Here is a 23,714-nt window from a genome sequence, read left to right on the forward strand (position 1 = left end):
TCACCTCTTCCCATTCCGAACAGAGAAGTTAAGCCCGACTGCGCAGATGGTACTGCATTTATGTGGGAGAGTATGTCGCCGCCTTTTTTTTGAAAACCCTTCATCATTCGATGAGGGGTTTTTTGTTACCAATATGCCATCCTGATGGGATTGAAAATAAAGAATCCTAACTTTTAACAGTTAGAATTTCTTGTTTTTACTATTAAAAAACGGCATTTCTGAATTATACATCAATGCCGTTTAACTTTTTTGCGATCTAGTTAACTAATACTATTTTAATTAGGATTTATGAATGGTTGTTCAGCTAAATCAGAAACATTACCTACTATTGCCATTCCGTTTTTAAGTATTTAATATCCATAAATATTTTATTTATCTCTGGTGAAAACATCTCGTGTAATTCAGCTTTAGGGAGCAAAAATAAGAATCTGTTTAAGATATTATTTGTTACTGAAAAATACATTACCCCAAAAACGTTTTCATTATCATTATATTTCAAAGTAATTCTAATCTTATTAACTTCAATTTTTTCCGCAGATAAAACTTCAATATTTCCAATATCAGATAAATAATTAGAATAATTAAACAAATTCAAAGGCTCATCATTATTTAATAACTTATTTGAAATCAAATAGAATAAATATTTTGGTTTATTGTTTTGTTTAAATTCATATACCTCTGTTGTTGCAAACTCTTCTTTTGATGAATTAAATAAATTTGCAGTAGTATTCTCGGGTATTGTTATATTATAAAAAACTGTTTCAAAAGATTTCTGAGCAATAATTTGTGTTGTAAATAAAATAAAAAGTAGAACTTTTTTTTTCATAATATTTTTTTAATGATTTTAAAACCAAATTACCAAAAATAATATATACCCAAACAGAAAAAGACATTATAATCACAATAAAAGGTGAAAATAAAATTAAAACTATCGCTCCTTTTATACCGTAAGTGTCTTGATTATTAAGATTGACAGGGAAAATTTCGAATAATGTCAAAATTATTTGAAGTATGAGAAAAGGTAAATAGCCAAATGATAAAGTTACTAAAATCCATTTAAAAGTATCTTTCGGTAATTCTGAATATTTATTTATAATTTTTTCCATGATTTATTATTTAATTCCAACTAAATGTGTTTACGACAAAATCTTTATAATAACTCATTCCCTCCTCAACCATTTTTGTTAATCCTTTCGCTGCATTATAAAAATTTACACTGCCAGTTGCTTTTGCAGAGCTAGCCTTAATCCGTTATTTCTGATTTTCAATCCGTGACCACAAACAAATTAAAAACCAAATTTAGAATAAATTTTAGAATAAATTTCAAATGAAAACCAATTCTGGGTTAGGGATAGCAGCATTTGTTTGAGCTCTTACTTAAAATACATAAGGATTTTAAGTAAAGCGAGTGCGGATAGCCCGACCCTTGTGGGAACGCCCTAAAACTCTAAAATGGTATTGTAATATTTCTGATGTTTTTTGAATTCGTGAACTCCTTCTTTGAAGTTTAGGTAGTTGGCTCCGTTTTTACGGTTGTGTTTGCTGATTACATACATGTAATGGAAATGACGTGTGAGTTCTTTCCAGCCGAACCATAAACTGTGTTTTGGGTCGTACATGTGTGTGGGTTCGCTTATTGCACCGTTGATTTCTACGATTTGGAAGTTTTTCCCTTGTGCTAAATCTTTAAATGAATGATACTTAATGTCCATCCGACCAAAATAAAAACCTTCTATTTGATTGCAGATGGTGTTGAAACTTTCTATCATCTCAGGAGTGATTTCGTGACTAGCATCGACGAATTTTGTACCACGACAATGATTACCGTAAGGAACTAAATTAATGGTTTCTCCTTCATTTAAAATAGTGTTTAATTTGTCTTTGTATTCGGCTTCAAGTGCTTCTAATTGTAATAGATAGCGTTTGTCTTGATGTAATAATTCGCGAATCGTGTTTTTTCCGTTTCCAGTTAAAATCATGAATTCTTTTGCTACTATTCCAGTGATTTTACCTGGTTGTTTAGGTAATTTTACGTAGAAAAGTCCGATCTCATTTTCGTAAGGGATTAAGCTTTGAATTAAAACATTGAAATTCGCTTTATTAAAATAGGCTGCTAATTCTTGTATATTATGAATTTTTTTAACGGCCGTTCCTCTTAAACCGATATCGGGTTTTGCAATTAATGGAAATTCAATATCCGCTTCTTTTATTTTCTTTTGAATCGTTTCTAATGTTTCAGTAGGCTCAATCAAAAGGGTTTTGGGATAATATTCAGATGGAATTAAATCGTAAATTTCTTTTTTGGATTCCATGAAAAAACCACCATTTTTAAAAGTTGGATTTGAGGCATTGAAATAAAAAAACGAACCTGCTCTCGCTGCATAATACAAATATTGAAAGTACACGGGAATATAAACCACTTGATACGGCCAATATTCCCAATGGGTTAGTTTATGTAGAAAGAGATTCAGTTTTGTCATTTTATTAAAATAAATCCAAATAGAGCATTTTAATATTATCCTGTGTTACCTGGCATTGCGTGATGCTAATGGTTTTTAAAGTGTCATTGCGATTGATTTGGAGTCCATATTCCTTGTTCTCCGATTCTGTGAATTGATGAAAATGTAAGATTTCATCTGAAGATGGGTTATTGTTTTTTTTTATAAAAGTGGTAAACCATACTTTTCTCTGTTCCCGAATTTCTTTGGAATATAGCGTAGAAGAAGACCAAATGTGGAATTGGTTTTCATTTTTTTCTACTTCACTTTTTTCTACTTCGTTCCATTGTAATTGGAATAGTTTATTGTTTTCGAACAAGACAATAGTGAAAGGTTCGATATCAGTTAAATCTACTGATTGCCAGTATTGCAGCGAATTTTCGGTACTTATTAATTCTAAAACTACTAAACCTCTACTTTTTCGATAAAAGGGTTTTGGAAGGTGTTTTTCTTCTGCGCCGTTGAGTAAAACTACAATTTTAGTTTCGTTATGTGCTATCCAAGTGCCACCCGCTTTTGGGTCCTTTGGGAAAGTAATTTTTTTTCCTTCAATTTGATATTCATTAGGAGGTAGCGCTCTGTCGCGCGTGATTTTTTCATCACGATTGGAAGTAATAATACAGCCTTCTTTCGTTGGAATATACGTTACTGTGCACATTGTTTTCGATAGTCAAGTGTTGAAGGAGCAATTCCAAACGAATCTGAAACTTTAATGTGCGGTAAGCGATACAAAGCTACTTTTATCAAGGCTTGATGGTGAATGCTGTGTTCCAAATTATAAAGTAATTCTCTGAAGTAGTTAGTTTCAAGCGTTTCTGTATCGCTGAAACAATTGTGTGCCAATGCTAGTTGCTTATTTGGTTTATCAAGTTCAAAGCGATATTTCTCTAAGATTTTGATGGCTTCTGTTTTATCGGTTTGAAGCACTATATCTCGTTTTCTTTTGTCGTAATTGATGATGCCACTCTCGTAACGGTCTACTAGCGAACCCAAAAGTTCAATGATATGTCTCATATGTTCACCAATGGTGGCATTGCTTAATTCTGGGAACGACAACGTAAATTCTTCATTTGTTAGTTGTTGAAGAAGATCAATATTTTCAGATAAGTTTTGCTTTACAATTTGGACCAGCATATCTTACTTGGTTTCTGGAATAAATTTGATAGAAACCGAATTCATACAATAGCGTTGACCAGTAGTTTCTTTTGGACCATCATCGAAAACATGTCCCAAATGTCCGTCGCATTTAGCACATAAAACTTCGGTACGAATCATTCCGTAGCTTAAATCTTGTTTGTATACCACGGAACCTTCAATGGCTTTATCAAAAGAAGGCCAACCGCAGTGTGCATCAAATTTGGTGTCGGAAGTAAACAAGTCGTTTCCACAACCTGCGCAAACGTATTTTCCTTTTTCAAAATGATCCCAATATTCTCCTGTAAAAGCTCTTTCTGTACCTTTGTTTCTTAATACTTCATATTGTTGTGGCGAAAGCTGTGCTTTCCATTCTGCTTCGGTTTTTTTAGAATTTGAATTCATGGTTTTAGGTTCTTTAGTTTGGGATTGACACGATTGTAAACTTACAATTGCGATTAATAAAAATAACTTTTTCATAGCTAACATTTTTTCAAATTTAAGAGTAAGAATTCAAATATTATGTTAACAATGTTACAAAGTATTTGAATTACGTATTGATTTCTAAATCTTTAATATAATCTTCATTTTCATAGAAGAAACGCTCAAAAGCATCCATTTTCTCGGCAAAGAAGTCAAAAATTTCAGGCCAAGTATTCTTGTTATTGATACTAATTCCTGTTTTTTCTACCCAAACTCGGCTGATTACTTTTCCTGTTTCTAAATAAAAATTACGTTCAAAAATAACATCGTCTAAATAGTCTTCTAAAAGAATGGTTTTTAACGATTCTACTTTCTCATAATATATTTTACGTTTTTCTTCGTCTTTTGGTTCTATATCGAGTAAAACTTGTGCTTTTTTATTGTCAACATAAAATTTGAAGGTTACATCTTTGATTTTGGTATTGTATAACAACCACTTACGTGGATATTCTTCTGCAAAGGCTATCCAAAAATCTTTTTTTATTTGTAGTGCTTCTTCTTTACTGAACATATAATTGAATTAGAAATTTATTTTGTTTGAAAAAAATAGCTACCTTTAAGGTTGCTAAATTAAGAATGTATGCTTTTTAACGATTTTATAAAACACCTTCCAAAGATAGAAAAAGAAACCCTTCTTTCTACGGATGCTCATGCAAAAATGGCACCCTTAGAGCGTATTTCTTATTTAAAAGAGGAAAATTACAGGGATAAAAATCCTAGAAAGGCAGCGGTTTTAATGTTGTTTTATCCTAAAAATGAAGTAACACATTTGGCTTTAATTGTTCGGAATTCGTATCCAGGAGTTCATTCTTCTCAAATAGGTTTTCCTGGTGGAAAAGTGGAAGAATCTGATGTGGATTTAATGGAAACAGCTTTAAGGGAAACGCATGAGGAAGTTGGGATTCACCCAGAAAAAATTCGAATTATCAAACCTTTTAGTGAAATTTACATTCCACCAAGTAATTTTTTAGTAGCACCATTTATGGGAGTTTCTCACGAAGAGTTAACTTTTGTTCCAGATTTAGATGAAGTTAAGCGGGTTTTGGAGTTTTCTATTGTTGACTTTTTAGACGATAATACAATTACCAACGTTAAAATGTCGACATCATATGCAAATGATATTGAAGTACCTGCCTTTATAGTGGATAAATATGTGGTTTGGGGTGCTACTGCTATGATGATGAGTGAGTTAAAAGAAACTATAAAGTCGGTTTTAGCAAAATCTTATTTTTAGTAATTTCAAATTAAATTGTGTTATTGTGATTTTATTTAGTTTTGCTTTCTTACATCACCTTATTTACTACATTTGCGTTCTCGTTTTGAAAAAAAGTTAAAATTATGGGATTATTTAAGAGAAATCCTTTCGGACATATATTGTTTTTAAAAACTTGGTTAATTCGTATTGCTGGATTTTTAACTCATCGCCGTTATCATCATTTCAATCAGTTACAAATTGAAGGTTCTGAGATTATACGAAGTTTGCCTGACAAAAATGTATTGTTTATTTCCAATCACCAAACTTATTTTGCTGATGTGGTGGCAATGTTTCATGTTTTTAATGCCGCATTGAAAGGAAGAGAGAACAATATTAAAAATGTAATGTACTTATGGAAACCTAAGTTGAACATGTATTATGTAGCAGCAAAAGAAACCATGCAAGAAGGTTTTTTACCGAGAATTTTTGCTTATGCCGGTGCTATTACTGTTGAAAGAACTTGGAGAGCAAAAGGTAAAGATGTTACCGAGAAAAAAGAAGTAAATCCAAATGATACCGAAAACATTAAAATTGCTTTAGAAGATGGTTGGGTAATTACGTTTCCGCAAGGTACTACTCGTTCTTTTAAACCTGTTAGAAAAGGAACGGCTCACATTATTTTACAGCATAAACCTGTAGTTGTACCAATAGTAATTGATGGTTTCCGTCGTTCTTTTGATAGAAAAGGATTGATGATTAAGAAAAAAGGAATTTTACAATCGATGGTAATTAAAGAACCTTTGAAAATTGATTATGAAACAGCAACGGTTGATGAAGTAGTAGAAATGATTGAATTTGCCATTGAACAACATCCTTCGCTTTTAAAGGTTATTCCAGCAGAAGTGTTAGAGGAAAAACGTAAAGAAGATGAACAAAGACATTGGAGTTATTAAAAAAGGTTCTGAATTTTATTTAGAACCTTTTTTGTTATTTAACGGCTTCTACTTCATAGCCTTTTTTTCTTAAAAGATTTATAACTCCTTCTTCACCAGCTAAATGTGCTGCGCCTACACCGAAGAATGTTGGTTTATCAGACATAATTTCTATCATTAAGGGAATCCAATTCTTGTTGCGGTTGTTCAGTAAAACCTCTTGATTTTCAGCAGAAATTTTATTGTCTGATTCCTTTATCATTTTCAACATCCCTTCAATGTCTTTGTTTTGATAGATTTTCATCATTTTATTCATTTCGGCTTTATCTTTTGCTAAATAACTTTTAGCCATTTTAACCAATTCCTCTGCTTGAATTTCATATGGAATTTTATCAAAAACACGCATTTGTTCTTCAACCGTTTCTAGTCCAAATATTTCTTCATTTTGTTCTTTAGAAATTTTCATTAAAGTATTTTCAACCGATTGAAAAGGACAATCTAGCATTTTAGGGTATAACATTGTAGTTACGATGAATGGTTTAAAACTGTCGAACATTTTTGCCGACATTTTAATGTTTTTCTTTAAAAACTCATCCACTAATTCATAATCCTCAGCACTTAATAATGAGGAAAGTTTTTTATCATCCTTCATTATCATGTGTTTCATCATTTGCTTTTGCATCGATTCATCGTCCATGTCCAATTCTAAATATAATTGTTTGGTATTTTCTAAGGCTTTTATGGTATTTTCTTCTAAAGTAGAATCACAAGTCATGTGAATCGTTCCAAATAGATACGATTCTTGTTGTAATCCATTACCTGAGATTCTCCAAAGTAAACTTTTTTCTAATTCTTGTGAATAAGAAAATCCAGAGGCAAGCGTTAAAAGTGAGAATAAAAGTTTTTTCATTAGTAGTCTATTTTTTTTAGTTCGTTGAAGTTTTTATTTAATCGATTTAATAAAATGCCATAAAGTAATTTATAAAAAACAAAAATTAATGTAATTACTATCAACATACTGAAAATAAAAATAATCAGAACACCAATATCAGACAATGGTTCAATGTTAGTATTTGTTTTTTGGTATCCCTCTTTAAAACCATCATAAAATGCAAAAGAACCAAAAAAGCTACCAATGAATACATTCCAATAGATATAGTAGTTCACAATTTTTCGCGTTTTTATGATATTTTTTATAAGTTTCTTGGAAGAATCTAAAACACAGATTGATTGATAATTTTTGTAAAATAAGTAGATAAAACCTAAAAGGATTAAGTAATTAAATTTCTCTATAATATTTAAATAAGGATGTAATTTTTGAAAATTTTCAATCTCTTTATCAGTAATAAAAAAACCAATACCATTTAAAACAATAAATTCTAAAATACTGATAATTAAAATCCACTTCACAATAGAAGACGAACCTTTATGCAGCATTCCATAAATTTCTTTTTCGCTTATTTGTTGGAAAGAACCTTCTTGTTTTTTCCAGTCTTTTTTTAATAACTCTAGCTCATCCATAGCTACGGATTTAATATTTTTTTTAATTTCCCTTTTACACGGTTCATTTTTACTCGTGCATTCACTTCACTAATCCCCAACGTTTCAGAAATTTCGGTGTAATCTTTATCTTCTAGATACAGAAAAACTAAGGCTTTTTCGATGTCGTTTAATTCGCTAATAGCACTATACAAAAGCTTTAATTTTTCTTCTTCTTCAAAGTTGTAATCGTCTTGTGTTACTTTATGAAAAGAGCTATCAAACTCAATGGTGTCAATAGTTCGTTTCTTTTTTCGGTATAAAGTAATAGCCGTGTTTAACCCTACGCGATAGGCCCAAGTAGTAAATTTGGAATCGCCTCTAAAGTTGGGAAATGCTTTCCAAAGCTGAATCGTGATTTCCTGAAACAAATCGTTATGTGAGTCCTCATCAGTAGTATACAATCTACAAATTTTGTGGATTATATTCTGATTTTCTTTGAGTTCTTTAACGAAAAGTGCTTCCGATTCTGATTTCATATTAAATAAGTAGTAGATAGCTTTAATTTGTTACAATTTTTCATAACCAATTGCTAGTCCAATAAATTTATTATATCCCTCCATGCCGTCTTTTTGTTGGTTGGCTTTGAGGAAATTGTCATAGAAATACTCGAAAAAGGTATTGATAGGTGTCTGGTATTGGTTCCAAAAGATGTCGTTTTCTTCAAAGTTTTTTAAAACCCCTTTGTTGATTTTTTTTATGTAAGCTTTTGAACTTCCTTCTTGAATTATTTCTAAATTATGTAAAGAATAACGCAACGCAAAACTGTAGGCCGAATATTGGAAATACAAATCCTCATTTTTAGCAGCTGTTACAAATCCAATGAAATTACATTCGCTTTCGCTCCCAATTCCGGTTTGATGCGCCATTTCGTGGCATGTGGTTAATGGTGAAGTGTATTTTGGCTTTAAATAATTGACTTGTGCTTCATTGGTAAACGGATTCAAATAACCTCCAAAACCCATATAACTCAATGGATAACTGAACAATGACGATTTAATACTTTTTATTTCATAACGGAACTCTTGTAAATCACTTGGAATGTTCTCATAACCTTTTAAAGCCAAATCATAAATTTTGTCATGCGAATACGGAATCATAACGGCAACTGAATCATTTTTAGTGATTTGCAATTGTAGTTCATTGGTTTTTACCAACATTCTTTCTGTAAAATCTTTCAATTCCTGTATAGAATATTCTTTTTCAATATTCAATTTTTCATGTAACGGAATTCTGTAATAGTTCATTCCCCAAAGCAAGTGAAAGAAAAAATAAAACACCGAAACCCAACTCAATATCGCTAATCCATTATTTTTCCATTCTTTGAAAAAGCCGATACGGTGTTTCCAAATCCATCCGAATAAAAGTAAAATTAGAATGAAATAGATAACATCGCCAAACGAAAAGGGTAACCACCCTAATCCTGTTTTGGATACCAAAGCCAATTTCGGATAAAAACCATTGCTGTACCAATTTTCAACAAAATCAGGAAATAAACCAATCGTTTTCACTACGATGATTTGGATAAGTAAAAATAAAGGAAGGATAAATTTTCTTTTCACAACGCTTTTTAAAACGTAAATATAATCACAAATCAATTTGTAAAGCAATTAAACTTTGTAACTTTGTTATCTTAAATTTGAAACATTAAACCTCAAATAAAAACAATGAGTCAAGAAATAAGAAATTTAGAGCCAAAAGCACTTTGGAATAAATTTGCCGATTTGAATGCTGTACCGCGTCCGTCTAAGAAAGAGGAGCGTGTGATTGCGTTTATGATGGAATTCGGACAAAAATTAGGATTACCAACTGTGAAAGATCATGTTGGGAATGTAATTATCAAAAAACCGGCGACTCCAGGTATGGAAAACCGCAAAACCATTGTAATGCAATCGCATTTGGATATGGTACACCAAAAAAACAACGACACGAACTTCGATTTCGATACACAAGGAATTGAAATGTATGTCGATGGAGATTGGGTTCGTGCTAAAGGAACTACACTTGGAGCTGATAACGGTTTGGGAGTGGCAACCATCATGGCGATTTTAGAAAGCACTGATATTCCACATCCAGCAATCGAAGCGCTATTCACAATTGACGAAGAAACGGGAATGACCGGAGCAATGGGCTTACAGGGCGGCATGTTGGAAGGAGAAATTTTATTGAATTTAGATACTGAAGAAGACGATGAAATCGATATCGGATGTGCCGGTGGAGTAGATGTAACCGCTAATAGAACGTACAACGAAGAAGAAACTCCAGAAGGTTCGGTGGGTTATACGATCACGGTGAAAGGTTTACAAGGCGGTCACTCGGGAATGGATATTCACAAAGGATTAGGAAATGCCAACAAAATTATGAACCGTTTGTTGTTTGACGGATTTGAGAATTTTGGTTTACAAATTTCGGAAATTTCAGGAGGAAGTTTGCGTAATGCGATTCCAAGAGAAAGCGTTGCGAAAGTAATTATAGCAGCGATTTATGACGAAGCTTTTGTTTTTGATATGCAAGAAATCATCAACGAAATCAAAGCCGAGTTCAAAACGATGGAACCGAATTTAACGATTGAGATTGTTAAAAGCGATTCCACTCCAGCGAAAGTAATGGATTTAGGTGTACAAGAAGGCTTATTAAGAGCGATTTATGCCGCACATAACGGTGTTTACAGGATGTCAGCCGATATGGTAGATTTAGTAGAAACTTCAAATAATATTGCAAGAGTAATTGTAAAAGACGGTGAAATTTCGATTCAGAATTTAACGCGTTCGTCTGTGGAGAGTTCTAAATTTGATTTGGCTAATGCGTTGCGTTCGGCTTACGAATTGTTTGGTTGCGAAGTAGAATTTACAGGAAGTTACCCAGGTTGGACACCCAATGTAAAATCTGAAATTTTAGATGTATTAACTTCTATTTACGAAAAACAAAACGGATCAAAACCTAATGTAGTAGCTTGTCACGCAGGATTAGAATGTGGTATTTTAGGAACAAATTATCCTAACATGGATATGATTTCTTTTGGACCAACGATCCACGGCGCACACAGCCCAGATGAAAGAGCGAGTATTTCTTCCGCTCAAAAATATTGGAAGTTTGTTTTGGAAATTTTACAAAATATTCCAGTTAAGAAATAAGAAGTTTGAATATATAATTAAAAAGAATCCCGAGATAGCTCGGGATTTTTTTTATTTTGGATTAGAATGATACTAAAAGATTAGTTAGGCTAATTTGTTTTTATATACTTAATATGAGTCCATTATTTCTCAAGTGATTCTATGGTATCATAATTTAAATAGGCGAACACAAGTTTCCATTCATTATTTATCCTTTTAAATTCCAAGTTACCCACTCTTGCATGTTCTTTTTGAACATAGGTTTCATCTGGAGTTTCAGTTTTTCTAATATGATCTAATTCAGTTGTTCCATTCATATTTAATCCATTCCATTGTTTTATAAAGGATTTGAAAACGCTAACGAATTTTTCTTTGTTATGTTCTACAGTTGGGTCGTAATCTGAAGTTCCTCTTGTTTTGAAAGGAAATTGCGTCATATTAATAATCTGGATTGTGTCAAAACTTATGACAGCTTTTCTAAATGTTTTCCAGAATTTCGGAAAATCATTATTTGTTGATTGAATTTTGATGTTTTTGTTGACAGCATTAGATTCCGGATGTAAAACGCTATCGCTTTTTGTTTTTTGCATAGATTTTGCAACTTCTTGATTTTGACATGAAATTATAATGAGAATTAAAAATATTATAGGTTTGTAATTTTTCATTTGTTGTCAAAGATTAAATGCTTTAAGTTTTTTGCTATTTAGTTATGATATTCAAAATTGTTTTTGATTAAAATCAAATATAAAAAAATATTTACAATTCATAAAACAAAAAGGCTCACTTTCGTGAACCTTCTTGTAATTAACTCAGTATAAATAAAACTAAAATTGGAAAAACTATTCCGGCTACGGCTAGTTTCCAGCCTCGGCGTTTAAAGGTGTTTTTGCCGTGGGTTACCATTAAAGTGCCCGTGATGGCAATTAATATTAAAGAGATTCCAAAAATATCAGAATAGTAAATCCACCAGTTAGATGTGGTTTTGTGCAACTTCATTGTTTGGCTGATAATCGGAGTTTTTTTGAAAGTAACAATTTCGCCTTCCCCTGTTTTCATGTCGATTTCTACATCGTGCTTTTCAAACGAAATTTTGAGCATGCCTTTTTTTATATTGTGACGACGCATTTTATCGTCGATGCCTAATTGTCTTCCTAAATTTTCAGCAAATTTTTGTGTGATCTGTTCTTCTTCGGGCAATTGTACTTTGATGTTCTTGGTTTCGATGGTGTATTTTTCAGGATGCCAATGTTCTCTGTGGTTCATTAAAATTCCTGAAAAGGCAAACGAAATAATCAATCCTACATAAAAGTAGCCAAAATCTCGGTGAATGTCTCTAACTAATTTTTGTTTCATGTTTTTTTTAAATTGAATTCTTAAAATTTATAGCGTAACGAAGTTAAAATTTGTCTTGGAGCAATAGGGTTTACACTATAATTTTCGTGTAAAGTATAATTCAACTCGTTAGTGATATTAGATAATTTACAAAGGAGTGAAAACTGCTTCCAGTTGTAACCTAACGATATATCAATTGTTGTGTAACCATTAACTGGAATTTCTCTATCCCAAATTCCGTTTGGTTTAGTTGGGTCTACTTGATTGTTCCAACCGCCAAGTCGGTCACCAATGTAGTTTCCAATAGCTCCAATCGATATATTTTTAAGTATTCCAGTTTGTACGGTGTAGAAGAAACTTAAGTTAGCGGTATGTTGAGGTGTTCTGACCAAGCGATCCCCTTCGATAAAACTTCCTGTGGCACCTGTGGTTTTGGTGTAGCGCATATCGTTGTAGCTGTAACCTGCCATAATGTTGAAATCATCAATTGGTTTACAGGTAATATCCAATTCGATTCCTTTACTAGTTGTTTCGCCGCTTAAAGCTTTTACATTGGTGTTTGTGTTGAGGTTTCCATTTGCGTCAAATTCGGCAGTTTGTGCTAAGTTGCTGTTCACAATTTGATATAAAGTTACGTTAGTCGTTAATTTTCCTTTAAAGAATTCGTTTTTAACACCAACTTCAATTTGGTCAATAATAGAAGGTTTAATCGCTTCGTTGTAAATGGTAACGCCAGTATTTGGTGTAAATGAGTTGGAGTAACTAGAAAATAAAGTAGTGTATTTGGTAGGTTGGTAAATCAATCCTACTTTAGGCGAAAAAGCTCTGTCGTTTCGAATGGTCTCTTCTGTAATTGTGTTTGCTGCAATATTGTATGTTTCTGGTTTTGCTTCTTGGTACGAATAACGAACACCTAATAATGCTTTGAATTTGTCAGAAAACGAAATTAAATCTTGTACATAAACTCCAAAACGAGTAGTTTTTGTTTTTACGATTCTTGTTACTTCTGAAGGTGAAATAGGTCCTTCATTTGAAGCTGCATAAGAAGATGTGTCAAAAATATTTACCGTATCGTATGTAGTTACGGTTGCACCTGTTGTTGGATCATAAAATCTGAAAGTATAAGCATCGGCATACGAAATTTCGGTATCGATACCCGTAAATAATTGGTGTTTGATTTTCCCTGTTTTAAAGTTGGCTTGTAAACTAATCTGGTTGGCGAAGATTTGTTCAACCGCTTTGTTTCTTCCGTAAGGTCTATTCCAATCACCATTAGTAGCTGGTTGCAATCGTTCTGTTCCTATGGATTCCCTGTCATAATCTTGGAAAGAAGAATTAAAATTCAGTTTCCAATCTTTATTGAATTCATGGTTTACTAATATCGAAGCGGTTGCTTGTTTAGTTTTTCCGTTTGACCATTTTGCTCCTAAATAAGCGTTTCTGGGTACATCTGCAATTTCTTTTCCAATAGAACCTGTTCCAAAATCAGGCGTCCAATCATCACTTAAATAATCGGCTTGTAGTGTAATTTCAGTTTTGTCACTTAATTTAAAAAGTAGAGAAGGATTTACATAGTAACGTTCTCTTCTAACATAATCTCTAAAGCTTTCCGAATTTTCATAAGAACCATTAAAGCGATAAGCAATCGATTTGTTAATAGCACCATACACATCAACCGACGGTTTGTAGAAATTATAACTTCCCGCTTGTATAGTGAATTCACCACCAGTTCTGAAGTTAGGCGATTTGGTTACCATGTTTAATATGCCACCGGGTGCTACATTTCCGTATAATAAAGCAGCGCTTCCTTTTAAAATTTCTACTTTTTCTAATGATGAAACTTCTGGAATGGATCCACTATTGAAACGGAATCCATTTTTAAACATATTGTTGGTCGACATGTCATAACCTCTCGACCAAAATGATTCTTGAGCGCCACCACGAGCCGAACCCACATAAACACCATTGGCATTTTTAACCACATCACTCAAACGAATGGATTGTTGTTGTTGGATAATTTCTATTCCGATAACTTGAATCGCTTGTGGCAAATCTTTTTCTATGATTCCAGCTCTGTTTATGGATGATTTAGGTGCGTTGTTTTTTGTTTCTACGATTACTACTTTAAGTTTTTTTATGGTGTCGTTTCCCGTAAAGTAATTTTCAATTATGTCATTTCTCGTGTTTTCTTGTGATACAACATGAAATGAAGATAATAAAATTAATGTCTTAAAAATACTTTTACACATTTTATTTAGATTTAATTAAAATAATGATGCAAAAATATCGAGTTAAAACTAAATCACAAAATTTATTTAGACTTAATTTAAATAAAATTTTTAAGTAATTGATTTTCAATTGCAAAACTTTTAAAGTCAGAAACTTTTATACTTTCAACTAAAATTGTAACTTTGCACTCCAAAATAAATAACAGCCATGTTAGAGAGATTACAATATGTAAAACAACGTTTTGATGAAGTATCCGATTTGATTATTCAGCCGGATGTAATTGCTGATCAAAAGCGTTATGTACAATTAAATAAAGAATACAAAGACTTAAAAGAGTTAGTTGAAAAACGAGATGAGTACATCAACTTAGTTGGAAATATCAATGAAGCGAAGGAAATCATTGCTGATGGTTCTGATGCTGAGATGGTCGAAATGGCTAAAATGCAATTGGATGAAGCGAATGAGCGTTTACCTCAATTAGAAGAGGAAATCAAATTCATGCTAATCCCTAAAGATCCAGAAGACGCAAAGAACGTAATGGTTGAAATCCGCGCGGGTACTGGAGGAGACGAAGCTTCAATCTTTGCAGGTGATTTGTATCGTATGTATACCAAATATTGCGAATCCAAAGGCTGGAGAACTTCATTAGTAGATATGAACGAAGGAACATCGGGTGGATTTAAAGAGGTAATTTTTGAAGTTACAGGCGAAGATGTTTACGGAACTTTGAAATACGAAGCAGGAGTGCACCGAGTACAACGTGTGCCTCAAACCGAAACACAAGGTCGTGTTCATACTTCAGCCGCAACAGTAATGGTATTGCCAGAAGCAGAGGAATTTGACGTACAAATCGACATGAACGATGTTCGTATCGACTTTTTCTGTTCGTCTGGTCCTGGTGGTCAATCGGTAAACACTACGAAATCGGCGGTTCGTATGACGCATATTCCAACAGGTTTGGTAGCGCAATGTCAGGATGAGAAATCGCAACATAAAAATAAAGATAAAGCGTTAACGGTTTTGCGTTCGCGTTTGTACGAAATGGAATTAGCTAAAAAACAAGAAGAAGATGCGAAAAAACGTAATTCTCAGGTAAGTTCGGGTGACCGTTCGGCTAAGATTAGAACTTACAATTATCCTCAAGGTCGTGTAACCGATCATCGAATTGGAATGGATATTTTCGATATGGATGGAGTAATGAGTGGAAAAATCCAGAAATTCATCGACGAGTTACAATTGGTAGCTAATACCGAAAAATTAAAGGAAAGCGAAGTTTTCTAATATTAAAGCCTCATGTATTGAGGCTTTTTTTATGGACAAAATCAAAAATATTTCGCAAATTTGCGTTTAAACAACTACAACATGACTACTGAACAACTCATTTCCCAAATCCGAACTAAAAAATCATTTCTATGTATTGGTTTAGATGTCGATTTAAATAAAATTCCAGAACATCTACTACAAACCGAAGATCCAATTTTCGAATTCAATAAAGCCATTATCGATTCGACTCACGATTTATGTGTTTCGTATAAACCGAATACTGCTTTTTATGAAGCTTACGGTATCAAAGGTTGGCAATCGTTAGAAAAAACAATCAATTACATCAACGAGAAACATCCAGAAATCTTCACGATTGCCGATGCAAAACGAGGTGATATTGGTAATACCTCGTCCATGTATGCTAGAGCTTTTTTCAACGATTTAGATTTCGATTCGGTAACGGTGGCACCGTATATGGGAAAAGATTCGGTGGAACCTTTTTTAGCTTTTGAGGATAAACACACGATTATGTTAGCCTTAACTTCCAACGAAGGTGCTTTTGATTTCCAAACGCAGAATGTGGAAGGAAAGGAATTATACAAAGTGGTTTTGGAAACTTCAAAATCTTGGAAAAACGCTCATAATTTAATGTACGTTGTGGGTGCAACCAAAGCCGAATATTTCACGGAAATCCGAAAAATAGTTCCTGACAGTTTCTTGTTAGTTCCTGGAGTTGGCGCTCAAGGCGGAAGTTTGGCTGAGGTTTGTAAATATGGAATGAATTCTAATGTTGGTTTGCTAATCAATTCTTCAAGAGGGATTATTTATGCTTCTAACGGAATGGATTTCGCAAAAAAGGCTAGGGAAGAAGCGTTGAAGTTACAACAAGAGATGGAAGGGATTTTAGAATAAATTTTGAAATTATGCAACTCACAGACCCATTAGGAACTCAACATACTTTCGAAACCACACCTTTACGAATCGTTTCGTTAGTGCCTTCGCAAACCGAATTGTTATACGATTTAGGTTTGGAAGATCACATTGTTGGAATTACTAAATTTTGTGTGCATCCGTTTCATTTTAAGGCGACTAAAACGATTGTTGGTGGTACGAAAACTATCAAATTCGATAAAATAAAATCGCTTCAGCCCGATATTATTATTTGTAATAAAGAGGAAAACACCAAAGAAATCGTGGAGGAATTATCTCAAATTTGTCCGGTTTGGGTGACTGATATTCTCACCATTGACGACAATTTACAAATGATTCACGATTTCGGAAAATTGTTTAATAAACGAACCGAAGCTCGAAAATGGATAGACAAAATCAATTTTGCGTACCAAGATTTTCAGCATTTTATCAAAGATAAACCCGTAAAGAAAGCCGCTTATTTTATTTGGGCCAATCCTCATATGGTAGCGGGAAATCATACGTTTATCAATGAATTATTGAAATTAAATCATTTCGAGAATATTTATGAAAGTAAAGAAGGACGTTATCCTGAAGTCGAGTTGAAGAAAATTCGCTTAGAAGGTGATCCTGATTATGTGTTTTTGTCTTCTGAGCCGTTTCCGTTTAAAGACGAACATGCGTTTGAAATTGGGCGATTCACCCATCATGCCAAAACTGTTTTTGTCGATGGCGAAATGTTTTCTTGGTATGGCAGTCGCTTGTTGAAAGCCTTTGATTATTTCAAGTTACTACATTCCAAAATTTAAAATTTGTTTAGCATTTTGGTCGAATGAAATGTAGTACATTTGACAAATTTTAAATCTTTGATTTCCTATACACTATATAAAAACGAAACTAGTACCGAATGGGTGACTTTTGTTCATGGAGCAGGAGGAAGTTCGTCTATTTGGTTCAAGCAAATTCGTGAATTTCAAAAGCATTTTAATGTACTGTTGTTGGATTTGCGCGGTCATGGAAATTCAAAAGACCAATTAAAATCGGCACTCAAACAGAAATATACGTTTAAAGCCATCGCCGAAGACATTGTTGAGGTTATCGATTTTTTAAAGATTGAATCCTCGCATTTTGTTGGGATTTCCTTAGGTTCCATCGTCATTCGTCAATTAGCCGAAATGCATCCAGAACGTGTGAAAAGTATGATTTTAGGTGGCGCCATTTTAAAAATGAATTTCCGTTCGCAAGTCTTGATGCGATTGGGAAATATGTTTAAATATGTGTTGCCGTATTTGGTGTTGTATAAGTTTTTTGCTTTTGTGATTATGCCCAAAAAGAACCACAAACAATCACGCTTACTCTTTATTAATGAAGCCAAGAAATTATACCAAAAAGAATTTATCAAATGGTTCAAACTTACTGCAGAAATTAATCCCGTTTTACGCTGGTTCCGTCAAAAGGAATTGAATATTCCCACGCTTTACGTTATGGGAGAAGAAGATTATATGTTCTTACCTTCGGTAAAGCAAGTGGTAGCCAATCACGTAAAAACCGCCGAACTTTTCATCATTCAAAACTGCGGTCACGTGGTGAATGTAGAGCAACCAGTGGTTTTTAATGAAACGGTGATTGGGTATTTGAAGAGGATGTAGGTTGATGGTGCTCTAAAAATGGCGTGTCATTATAAATAACTTTTATTGTGATATTGTAACTAGACTTCACGATTCTACCAAGAAATAAAGTTATAAAAGATAAAAAAAATTATTACCATCAAGTTACAACGCATGATGAAGAAACGTCTATTTTTTAAAATTTGAACTTTTTATATAATGAAGTTCAGAACAATCGAAGAATTAAAAACTCAAATTAAACAGTTTATAGATATTACAATAACAATGGGATTATCTCAAATTTAAACAAAATGAGCCCGATAAAATATTGAGCTCACTATTATAAAATTAATTATAAATTTGCCTAAACTTTTGGGTGCAGTCTATTTCTTGAGAATACTATTTACTTTTTATTCTTCCCAGAGTTAAACTTAAAACGTTCCACAGGGCTTTCTGGTTTTTGTTTTTTAGTAGAAGGTTTGCCTTGTCCAAACGGTTTTTTGTCTGTTGTAGTTTTTGGTTGGAACGGTTTTTTAGCTACGGGTTTTTTGTCTTCTTTTGATAAAGCGGTTTTGTTTTTGGCAATTTGGTCCAAAACTTCTCTTGGATTTTTTGGATCTTCTTTCGTACCGCGTAAGTAAATGACTAATCCGTTAAGGAAATTCCGCAACAATTGGTCGCCACATTCTATATAATTAGGATGGTCTTCATTTCTGAAGATGTTACCTAATTCGCCTTTAGAAACCCTGAAATTTACTAGGTTTAATATCTCAATAATTTGGTCATCGCGTAATTGTAGTGCTACACGTAACTTTTTAAAAACATCGTTGTTATTCATGCTATTTTTTTTAAATTCTATTAGGAACCATAGATTAAAGACATTCAATAAATGATAAAAAGTCCAATCTGTTAACCTAAAACTTCAATTGTAAGTTTACCAAAAAACTTGCTCAAAGATATCTATTTAATATAAGAATTCTTATTTTTACCCCAAAGAAATACTTTATGGATACGTATCAAGGAAAAATAAGTCTGTTGCAAGAAATGATTGCGTTTGCGTTAATTGATGGCGAATTACATGATCGTGAGTACGATTTCTTGGAAATGGTAGCGATGGAATTGGAAATTGAGAAAACCGTATTTCATAAATTATTTGAAAATAGAGGAGAAGTTTCGGTCATTAAAGATGAGTTTCACCGAATTTGTCAGTTTTATCGTTTGGCTTTATTGATGCACGTTGATGGGGTATTACACGAAGCTGAGCAAATCAAAATCAACGAAATCGGCATTAACATGGGGTTGAATCCGTATGCGATGAAACGCGTATTGCATTTAATGAAAAACTCCCCAAACCGAATGGTTGAGGGAGATGTTTTATTAGGTGTTTTTACCGAACAACATAATTAGTTTCCAAATTCTTCTGGATGGTTTCGGATATAATCTACGATTAAGGTTACGATGTCTTCGCTTTCTTCGCTAAAGAATTCTTCGTCTAAATCTTCCCAACCTCCGATTAAAGTTTCGTCGGCTTTTTTGATAAAGTTTCGTCTGATTTCTACATCAGGTGAATACGCTTTAGCTGGAAACAAACTCCAAGCTTTTGAAATTAATTCGGCCGTTTTAAACGCTTTGATTTCTTTATAGGCTACGATTACATCTTCTACAAAATCTCCAGCTTCTGAAGTAAAGAAAAATGAAAATCCGCCTTCTCCCATAGCGCCTTCAAAAATATCAACGTAAACGAATACTTTCTCTCCATCGGTTAATGCCGAAAAATCATCGGTTTCTTCTTTCTTTTCCCAAATAATCTCACCAATAGCTTCGATGATTTTAATTTCGTCTTCTAATTTTAGAATGTTTGCAATGTTGCTCATGTGTTATGATTTTGCTATTTAAATTTATTTAATTTTCTCTTGTAATGCTTGAATCTCATCTCTAAATTTCGCTGCTTGCATGAAATCTAATTCTTTTGCGGCTTTCTCCATCATTTTTCTTAAGTCGCGAATTTTCTTTTCGATTTCGGGTTTTGATAAGTATAAACTTTCTGGCTCAGCTGCTTTTAATGCTTCTTTTTCATAATAGCCAGTAGAAACCGAATTTCCTGCCAATGCACTTCCTAAACTCTTATTTAACGCTTTTGGCTGGAGATTGTTCTCATTGTTATAACGAATTTGTTTTTCTCTTCTGTAATTGGTTTCGTCAATCGTTTTTTGCATCGAAGCTGTGATTTTATCCGCATACATAATTGCTTTTCCATTTATATTTCGGGCAGCACGGCCTACGGTTTGCGTTAACGAACGATGACTTCTCAAGAAACCTTCTTTATCGGCATCTAAAATGGCAACTAAAGAAACTTCAGGTAAATCCAAACCTTCACGTAATAAATTGACACCAATTAATACATCAAAAATTCCTTTACGCAAATCTTGCATGATTTCCACCCGTTCCAACGTATCTACATCCGAGTGAATATAACGACAACGAATCGCAACTTTGGTTAGATATTTCGTTAATTCTTCTGCCATTCTTTTAGTTAACGTTGTAACCAGAACCCGTTCGTCTGCTTCGCAACGCAATTGAATTTCTTCGATTAAATCGTCAATTTGATTGGCACTTGGACGCACTTCAATAATTGGATCTAATAATCCTGTTGGGCGAATGACTTGTTCTACATAAACTCCTTCTGATTTTTGTAATTCGTAATCTGCAGGAGTTGCCGAAACATAAACTACCTGATTTTGTAGCGCTTCAAACTCTTCAAATTTCAACGGACGATTGTCTATAGCTGCAGGCAAACGGAAACCATATTCTACCAAGTTTTCTTTACGACTTCTATCACCTCCATACATCGCATGCACTTGTGAAATCGTAACGTGACTTTCATCGACTACCATCAAATAATCATCTGGAAAATAATCAAGTAAACAGAAAGGTCTAGTTCCCGGTTCTCTACCGTCCAAATAGCGTGAATAATTTTCAATCCCAGAACAATAACCGAGTTCGCGAATCATCTCTAAATCGAAATTGGTGCGTTCTTCTAATCGTTTGGCTTCTAAATGTTTGCCAATTTCTTTGAAATAATCGACTTGTTTTACCAAATCTTGTTGGATTTCCCAAATGGCATTTTGCAATACATCAGGTGAAGTTACAAACATATTAGCTGGATAAATCGTTAGTTTTTCATAACGTTCTATGACTTGTGCTGTTTTAGCATCAAAGGCTTCAATTTCTTCAATTTCATCTCCAAAAAAGTGAATTCGGAACGGTTCATCGCCATAACTCGGGAAAATTTCTACAATATCACCTTTGATTCGGAAATTTCCTGGTGTAAATTCAGCTTCTGTTCTCGAATATAAACTTTGTACGAGTTGATGTAATAATTTGGTACGAGAAATTTGTTGATTTACTTCTAAGTTGATAACATTTTTCTGAAATTCTACGGGATTTCCAATACCATACAAACAAGAAACAGACGAGATCACAATAATATCACGACGACCTGAAAGTAGGGCCGAAGTGGTGCTTAATCGTAGTTTTTCTAATTCATCGTTAATCGATAAATCTTTCTCAATATAAGTTCCGGTAACGGGAATAAAAGCTTCGGGTTGATAGTAGTCGTAATAGGAAACAAAATACTGCACGGAATTGTTCGGAAAAAACTGCTTAAACTCCGAATACAATTGGGCAGCCAAGGTTTTGTTGTGTGCTAAAACTAGCGTTGGGCGTTGTACTTCTTGTACCACATTAGCTACAGTAAAAGTCTTTCCAGAACCTGTAACTCCCAATAAAGTTTGGTATTTTTCACCATTAAGAATTCCTTTTGAGAGTTTTTCAATGGCTTGCGGTTGGTCACCAGTAGGTTTATAATCCGATACGACTTGGAATTTCATTAAAGTACAAAGTGTAAAATGTAAGGTACAAAGTTACAAAGTTAATCCCAACATTCCATCAATAATAAGTCACCTTCTTTATGTTCAATTGATACAATTCCGTCTTGTGAAACATGGTTGCTACTTCCTGTTCGGTATCCGATGGTTAATTCTTCATTGTTTAATGGATAAAACAAATTTTTTGTAGTAATACCTGATACTTTTCCTATTGGGATTAGTGATAACGTAGTATTAGCGGTGTACCATTTTTCATACTTATTAGGTAATAAGAATACTTTTGAATGGTCGTCTAGTACCACAATTTTCAATTGATTTCTGTAGGCTACAATATTTGTGATATTTGTGATAGTATGATCGGCACGTTTTCCGGTGGCCCAAATTACATTTACGGCTTTATGACCTTTTTCAATGAGGTAATCAAAGGCTTTTTCTAAATCGGTTTTATCTTGATTAGGAGTATAAACGATTTCTAACGGATATTGTTTTTCCAAATAGTATTCGGGGTTGAAGCCTCTGTCAAAATCACCTAAGAGTACGTCTACTTTAATTCCAAGATCTAAAACGCGTTCGATTGCCGAATCCAAAACCACCACTAAAGGCGACCATTCTAGCAACTGTCCGATAAGTTCCTCGCTACAAGCGGCACCATTAGCAATAATTAATGCCGGTTCTTGATCGTCGCGTACAATATGATGTGATGACATTTTATTTTTTTGTTTCAGGTTTCAAGTTTTAGGTTTTGATTTTGAACTTGTTATTAGGTTTTATTGTACCAAATAATTTACGGTGTCAATTTCAGACAAGTGAAAATAACCTAGCGCATAATTATCGATATTGGTTTGGTTAACAATATTTCCTCTAACTGTAGCAGGTGGAGTTGTAAAAGGATTTCCTGAACCGCTTCCTGCAATAGTTGTGAGCTGATTCATATAGTTGTAATATCCTCTAGAAACCCCTTGTACATTTAATTCTAAGGGTAAGTTAGGTTGAAGTTCGCTACTGCTGTAAAAACCAAACATCATATTACCTTGAAAAAATTCATCACTAACGACACCAAATTCAGGGATACGTTTGTTTGGATTTATTACTTTTAAGACATAGTAGTTCTCTTCATTTCCATTGTCTTGAAAGAAATATTTAATTTGAATTTCCTCATCACCTCCAAATCCTGAAACCGTTTCTTGAGTTATATTTTCAATAGATGGTGTAGCGAATAAAGTGTTGGTTGCAGTAAAAATCTGACCATCATAAAGAATTTCTAAGCGATACGTTTCTCCAATTACCGGTTGAAAATTTGAACATATATACTCGCCAGTGTTTGGTACTTCGGTAAAATTAAATACGGTATTGGTACTATTGGTAATAGTGACTATTGCTCCGTTTGCTGTTAGAATATCACTGGAGTAAAAGTCATTGGTTAAGCTCAATTTAATGGTTTGATTTTCACCAGAAGTTCCTTTTTTCCATTTGATAACGGCATCGATTACTAATCTGGGTTCAGCATTTGATAAATCTAAAGTTACGACTTCTTCACAACTGGTAAAAATTGTTGTTGATAGTAGTAATATATATAGCAAAATCTTTTTCATA

Annotated in this window: 27 protein-coding genes and 1 rRNA gene; 9 read left to right on the forward strand and 19 right to left on the reverse strand. The window is 33.4% G+C overall.

The genetic code is table 11. The annotated features are described in order from the left end of the window. Positions 1-87: ribosomal RNA gene (rrf, locus tag NAT47_RS11675) — 5S ribosomal RNA — on the forward strand; the annotation flags it as partial. A gap of 238 nt (positions 88-325) precedes the next feature. Here rrf and NAT47_RS11680 read toward each other — a convergent pair. The 7 genes from NAT47_RS11680 to NAT47_RS11710 form a co-directional block, all read right to left on the reverse strand. Further along, positions 326-826 carry a hypothetical protein gene (locus tag NAT47_RS11680; protein ID WP_250582971.1) on the reverse strand — a complete coding sequence of 167 codons (501 nt, stop codon included), beginning with the start codon at positions 824-826 and terminating at the stop codon, positions 326-328. After that, on the reverse strand, positions 762-1,106 hold the full coding sequence (locus tag NAT47_RS11685) for a hypothetical protein (RefSeq protein WP_250582973.1): 345 nt from the start codon (positions 1,104-1,106) through the stop codon (positions 762-764). The genes NAT47_RS11680 and NAT47_RS11685 overlap by 65 nt, the downstream gene beginning before the upstream one ends. A gap of 333 nt (positions 1,107-1,439) precedes the next feature. Further along, positions 1,440-2,480 (reverse strand): ATP-grasp domain-containing protein, encoded by a 1,041-nt coding sequence (locus tag NAT47_RS11690; protein ID WP_250582975.1) that lies wholly within the window; start codon positions 2,478-2,480, stop codon positions 1,440-1,442. Positions 2,481-2,484: 4 nt separating this feature from the next. Next, positions 2,485-3,156: an NRDE family protein gene (locus NAT47_RS11695; protein ID WP_250582977.1), complete on the reverse strand. Its 672-nt coding sequence runs from the start codon at positions 3,154-3,156 to the stop codon at positions 2,485-2,487. Next, positions 3,144-3,632 (reverse strand): DinB family protein, encoded by a 489-nt coding sequence (locus NAT47_RS11700; RefSeq protein ID WP_250582979.1) that lies wholly within the window; start codon positions 3,630-3,632, stop codon positions 3,144-3,146. Before NAT47_RS11700 ends, NAT47_RS11695 begins: the two co-directional genes overlap by 13 nt. Before the next feature lie 3 nt (positions 3,633-3,635). Continuing rightward, entirely contained in the window at positions 3,636-4,112 is a 477-nt protein-coding gene (gene msrB, locus NAT47_RS11705) for a peptide-methionine (R)-S-oxide reductase MsrB (RefSeq protein ID WP_250582981.1), read from the reverse strand. 70 nt (positions 4,113-4,182) lie between these two features. Then, positions 4,183-4,626: a DUF4268 domain-containing protein gene (locus NAT47_RS11710; protein ID WP_026726374.1), complete on the reverse strand. Its 444-nt coding sequence runs from the start codon at positions 4,624-4,626 to the stop codon at positions 4,183-4,185. Between the two features lie 69 nt (positions 4,627-4,695). Here NAT47_RS11710 and NAT47_RS11715 point away from each other — a divergent pair, with 69 nt between their 5' ends. Then, positions 4,696-5,349: an NUDIX hydrolase gene (locus NAT47_RS11715; RefSeq protein WP_250582983.1), complete on the forward strand. Its 654-nt coding sequence runs from the start codon at positions 4,696-4,698 to the stop codon at positions 5,347-5,349. A gap of 104 nt (positions 5,350-5,453) precedes the next feature. Continuing rightward, the gene (locus NAT47_RS11720; RefSeq protein ID WP_250582985.1) at positions 5,454-6,263 is read left to right on the forward strand and encodes a lysophospholipid acyltransferase family protein; all 810 of its coding nucleotides are present in this window, start codon (positions 5,454-5,456) and stop codon (positions 6,261-6,263) included. Positions 6,264-6,297: 34 nt separating this feature from the next. Here the strand turns inward: NAT47_RS11720 and NAT47_RS11725 are convergent, their stop codons facing one another. From NAT47_RS11725 to NAT47_RS11740, 4 genes are read right to left on the reverse strand one after another with little or no spacing between them, the layout of a single operon-like run. Further along, complete coding sequence (locus NAT47_RS11725) at positions 6,298-7,152, reverse strand: TraB/GumN family protein (RefSeq protein ID WP_250582987.1); 855 nt, start codon at positions 7,150-7,152, stop codon at positions 6,298-6,300. Beyond that, a complete protein-coding gene (locus tag NAT47_RS11730; RefSeq protein WP_250582989.1) occupies positions 7,152-7,763 on the reverse strand; it encodes a hypothetical protein in 612 nt (203 codons plus the stop codon). Before NAT47_RS11730 ends, NAT47_RS11725 begins: the two co-directional genes overlap by 1 nt. Before the next feature lie 2 nt (positions 7,764-7,765). Beyond that, positions 7,766-8,260, reverse strand: coding sequence for an RNA polymerase sigma factor (locus NAT47_RS11735; protein WP_250582991.1), 495 nt, complete (start codon positions 8,258-8,260; stop codon positions 7,766-7,768). Positions 8,261-8,290: 30 nt separating this feature from the next. Continuing rightward, the gene (locus tag NAT47_RS11740) at positions 8,291-9,343 is read right to left on the reverse strand and encodes a DUF3810 domain-containing protein (RefSeq protein ID WP_250582993.1); all 1,053 of its coding nucleotides are present in this window, start codon (positions 9,341-9,343) and stop codon (positions 8,291-8,293) included. Positions 9,344-9,448: 105 nt separating this feature from the next. On the opposite strand from NAT47_RS11740, the gene NAT47_RS11745 reads away from it, so the two are divergent. Continuing rightward, a complete protein-coding gene (locus tag NAT47_RS11745) occupies positions 9,449-10,915 on the forward strand; it encodes an aminoacyl-histidine dipeptidase (protein ID WP_250582995.1) in 1,467 nt (488 codons plus the stop codon). Positions 10,916-11,037: 122 nt separating this feature from the next. Here NAT47_RS11745 and NAT47_RS11750 read toward each other — a convergent pair whose 3' ends face one another. The 3 genes from NAT47_RS11750 to NAT47_RS11760 form a co-directional block, all read right to left on the reverse strand. Beyond that, positions 11,038-11,484 carry a hypothetical protein gene (locus NAT47_RS11750; protein ID WP_250582997.1) on the reverse strand — a complete coding sequence of 149 codons (447 nt, stop codon included), beginning with the start codon at positions 11,482-11,484 and terminating at the stop codon, positions 11,038-11,040. A 214-nt stretch (positions 11,485-11,698) separates the two neighbouring features. Then, the gene (locus NAT47_RS11755) at positions 11,699-12,247 is read right to left on the reverse strand and encodes a PepSY-associated TM helix domain-containing protein (protein WP_250582999.1); all 549 of its coding nucleotides are present in this window, start codon (positions 12,245-12,247) and stop codon (positions 11,699-11,701) included. A 20-nt stretch (positions 12,248-12,267) separates the two neighbouring features. Continuing rightward, positions 12,268-14,475, reverse strand: coding sequence for a TonB-dependent siderophore receptor (locus tag NAT47_RS11760; protein WP_250583001.1), 2,208 nt, complete (start codon positions 14,473-14,475; stop codon positions 12,268-12,270). Positions 14,476-14,662: 187 nt separating this feature from the next. On the opposite strand from NAT47_RS11760, the gene prfA reads away from it, so the two are divergent. From prfA to NAT47_RS11780, 4 genes are all read left to right on the forward strand, one after another. Further along, positions 14,663-15,736, forward strand: a complete 1,074-nt coding sequence (gene prfA, locus NAT47_RS11765) for a peptide chain release factor 1 (RefSeq protein ID WP_194096442.1) — start codon at positions 14,663-14,665, stop codon at positions 15,734-15,736. A gap of 81 nt (positions 15,737-15,817) precedes the next feature. After that, positions 15,818-16,630, forward strand: coding sequence for an orotidine-5'-phosphate decarboxylase (gene pyrF / locus NAT47_RS11770; protein ID WP_250583003.1), 813 nt, complete (start codon positions 15,818-15,820; stop codon positions 16,628-16,630). A gap of 11 nt (positions 16,631-16,641) precedes the next feature. Further along, positions 16,642-17,436, forward strand: a complete 795-nt coding sequence (locus tag NAT47_RS11775; RefSeq protein ID WP_250583005.1) for an ABC transporter substrate-binding protein — start codon at positions 16,642-16,644, stop codon at positions 17,434-17,436. Between the two features lie 57 nt (positions 17,437-17,493). Continuing rightward, positions 17,494-18,276 (forward strand): alpha/beta fold hydrolase, encoded by a 783-nt coding sequence (locus tag NAT47_RS11780; RefSeq protein WP_250583070.1) that lies wholly within the window; start codon positions 17,494-17,496, stop codon positions 18,274-18,276. Positions 18,277-18,637: 361 nt separating this feature from the next. On the opposite strand, the gene NAT47_RS11785 is transcribed toward NAT47_RS11780, so the two are convergent. Further along, a complete protein-coding gene (locus NAT47_RS11785; protein ID WP_250583007.1) occupies positions 18,638-19,072 on the reverse strand; it encodes a DUF1456 family protein in 435 nt (144 codons plus the stop codon). A 167-nt stretch (positions 19,073-19,239) separates the two neighbouring features. On the opposite strand from NAT47_RS11785, the gene NAT47_RS11790 reads away from it, so the two are divergent. After that, a complete protein-coding gene (locus NAT47_RS11790; protein WP_250583009.1) occupies positions 19,240-19,641 on the forward strand; it encodes an excinuclease ABC subunit B in 402 nt (133 codons plus the stop codon). Here NAT47_RS11790 and NAT47_RS11795 read toward each other — a convergent pair. The 4 genes from NAT47_RS11795 to NAT47_RS11810 are packed head-to-tail and all read right to left on the reverse strand — an operon-like array spanning position 19,638 to position 23,713. After that, positions 19,638-20,108: a DMP19 family protein gene (locus NAT47_RS11795; RefSeq protein WP_250583011.1), complete on the reverse strand. Its 471-nt coding sequence runs from the start codon at positions 20,106-20,108 to the stop codon at positions 19,638-19,640. The two genes, NAT47_RS11790 and NAT47_RS11795, sit on opposite strands and share 4 nt — an antisense overlap. Positions 20,109-20,132: 24 nt before the next feature. Beyond that, positions 20,133-22,124, reverse strand: a complete 1,992-nt coding sequence (uvrB, locus tag NAT47_RS11800; RefSeq protein ID WP_250583013.1) for an excinuclease ABC subunit UvrB — start codon at positions 22,122-22,124, stop codon at positions 20,133-20,135. Positions 22,125-22,165: 41 nt separating this feature from the next. Continuing rightward, complete coding sequence (locus NAT47_RS11805; RefSeq protein ID WP_250583015.1) at positions 22,166-22,828, reverse strand: thiamine diphosphokinase; 663 nt, start codon at positions 22,826-22,828, stop codon at positions 22,166-22,168. A 60-nt stretch (positions 22,829-22,888) separates the two neighbouring features. Then, a complete protein-coding gene (locus NAT47_RS11810; protein WP_250583017.1) occupies positions 22,889-23,713 on the reverse strand; it encodes a DUF4249 domain-containing protein in 825 nt (274 codons plus the stop codon). Position 23,714 lies beyond the last annotated feature (1 nt).

It is taken from the genome of Flavobacterium fragile, from assembly GCF_023634865.1.
Lineage (GTDB): Bacteria > Bacteroidota > Bacteroidia > Flavobacteriales > Flavobacteriaceae > Flavobacterium > Flavobacterium fragile.

Coding starts and splice junctions, on each gene's coding strand:
- NAT47_RS11695 (WP_250582977.1), bottom strand. CDS start 3,156: ATGTGCACAGTAACGTATATTCCAACGAAAGAAGGCTGTATTATTACT.
- NAT47_RS11790 (WP_250583009.1), top strand. CDS start 19,240: ATGGATACGTATCAAGGAAAAATAAGTCTGTTGCAAGAAATGATTGCG.
- NAT47_RS11760 (WP_250583001.1), bottom strand. CDS start 14,475: ATGTGTAAAAGTATTTTTAAGACATTAATTTTATTATCTTCATTTCAT.
- NAT47_RS11725 (WP_250582987.1), bottom strand. CDS start 7,152: ATGAAAAAACTTTTATTCTCACTTTTAACGCTTGCCTCTGGATTTTCT.
- NAT47_RS11755 (WP_250582999.1), bottom strand. CDS start 12,247: ATGAAACAAAAATTAGTTAGAGACATTCACCGAGATTTTGGCTACTTT.
- NAT47_RS11750 (WP_250582997.1), bottom strand. CDS start 11,484: ATGCAAAAAACAAAAAGCGATAGCGTTTTACATCCGGAATCTAATGCT.
- NAT47_RS11680 (WP_250582971.1), bottom strand. CDS start 826: ATGAAAAAAAAAGTTCTACTTTTTATTTTATTTACAACACAAATTATT.
- NAT47_RS11700 (WP_250582979.1), bottom strand. CDS start 3,632: ATGCTGGTCCAAATTGTAAAGCAAAACTTATCTGAAAATATTGATCTT.
- NAT47_RS11785 (WP_250583007.1), bottom strand. CDS start 19,072: ATGAATAACAACGATGTTTTTAAAAAGTTACGTGTAGCACTACAATTA.
- msrB (WP_250582981.1), bottom strand. CDS start 4,112: ATGAAAAAGTTATTTTTATTAATCGCAATTGTAAGTTTACAATCGTGT.
- pyrF (WP_250583003.1), top strand. CDS start 15,818: ATGACTACTGAACAACTCATTTCCCAAATCCGAACTAAAAAATCATTT.
- NAT47_RS11735 (WP_250582991.1), bottom strand. CDS start 8,260: ATGAAATCAGAATCGGAAGCACTTTTCGTTAAAGAACTCAAAGAAAAT.
- NAT47_RS11730 (WP_250582989.1), bottom strand. CDS start 7,763: ATGGATGAGCTAGAGTTATTAAAAAAAGACTGGAAAAAACAAGAAGGT.
- NAT47_RS11795 (WP_250583011.1), bottom strand. CDS start 20,108: ATGAGCAACATTGCAAACATTCTAAAATTAGAAGACGAAATTAAAATC.
- NAT47_RS11775 (WP_250583005.1), top strand. CDS start 16,642: ATGCAACTCACAGACCCATTAGGAACTCAACATACTTTCGAAACCACA.
- NAT47_RS11745 (WP_250582995.1), top strand. CDS start 9,449: ATGAGTCAAGAAATAAGAAATTTAGAGCCAAAAGCACTTTGGAATAAA.
- NAT47_RS11710 (WP_026726374.1), bottom strand. CDS start 4,626: ATGTTCAGTAAAGAAGAAGCACTACAAATAAAAAAAGATTTTTGGATA.
- prfA (WP_194096442.1), top strand. CDS start 14,663: ATGTTAGAGAGATTACAATATGTAAAACAACGTTTTGATGAAGTATCC.
- NAT47_RS11810 (WP_250583017.1), bottom strand. CDS start 23,713: ATGAAAAAGATTTTGCTATATATATTACTACTATCAACAACAATTTTT.
- uvrB (WP_250583013.1), bottom strand. CDS start 22,124: ATGAAATTCCAAGTCGTATCGGATTATAAACCTACTGGTGACCAACCG.
- NAT47_RS11720 (WP_250582985.1), top strand. CDS start 5,454: ATGGGATTATTTAAGAGAAATCCTTTCGGACATATATTGTTTTTAAAA.
- NAT47_RS11685 (WP_250582973.1), bottom strand. CDS start 1,106: ATGGAAAAAATTATAAATAAATATTCAGAATTACCGAAAGATACTTTT.
- NAT47_RS11715 (WP_250582983.1), top strand. CDS start 4,696: ATGCTTTTTAACGATTTTATAAAACACCTTCCAAAGATAGAAAAAGAA.
- NAT47_RS11805 (WP_250583015.1), bottom strand. CDS start 22,828: ATGTCATCACATCATATTGTACGCGACGATCAAGAACCGGCATTAATT.
- NAT47_RS11690 (WP_250582975.1), bottom strand. CDS start 2,480: ATGACAAAACTGAATCTCTTTCTACATAAACTAACCCATTGGGAATAT.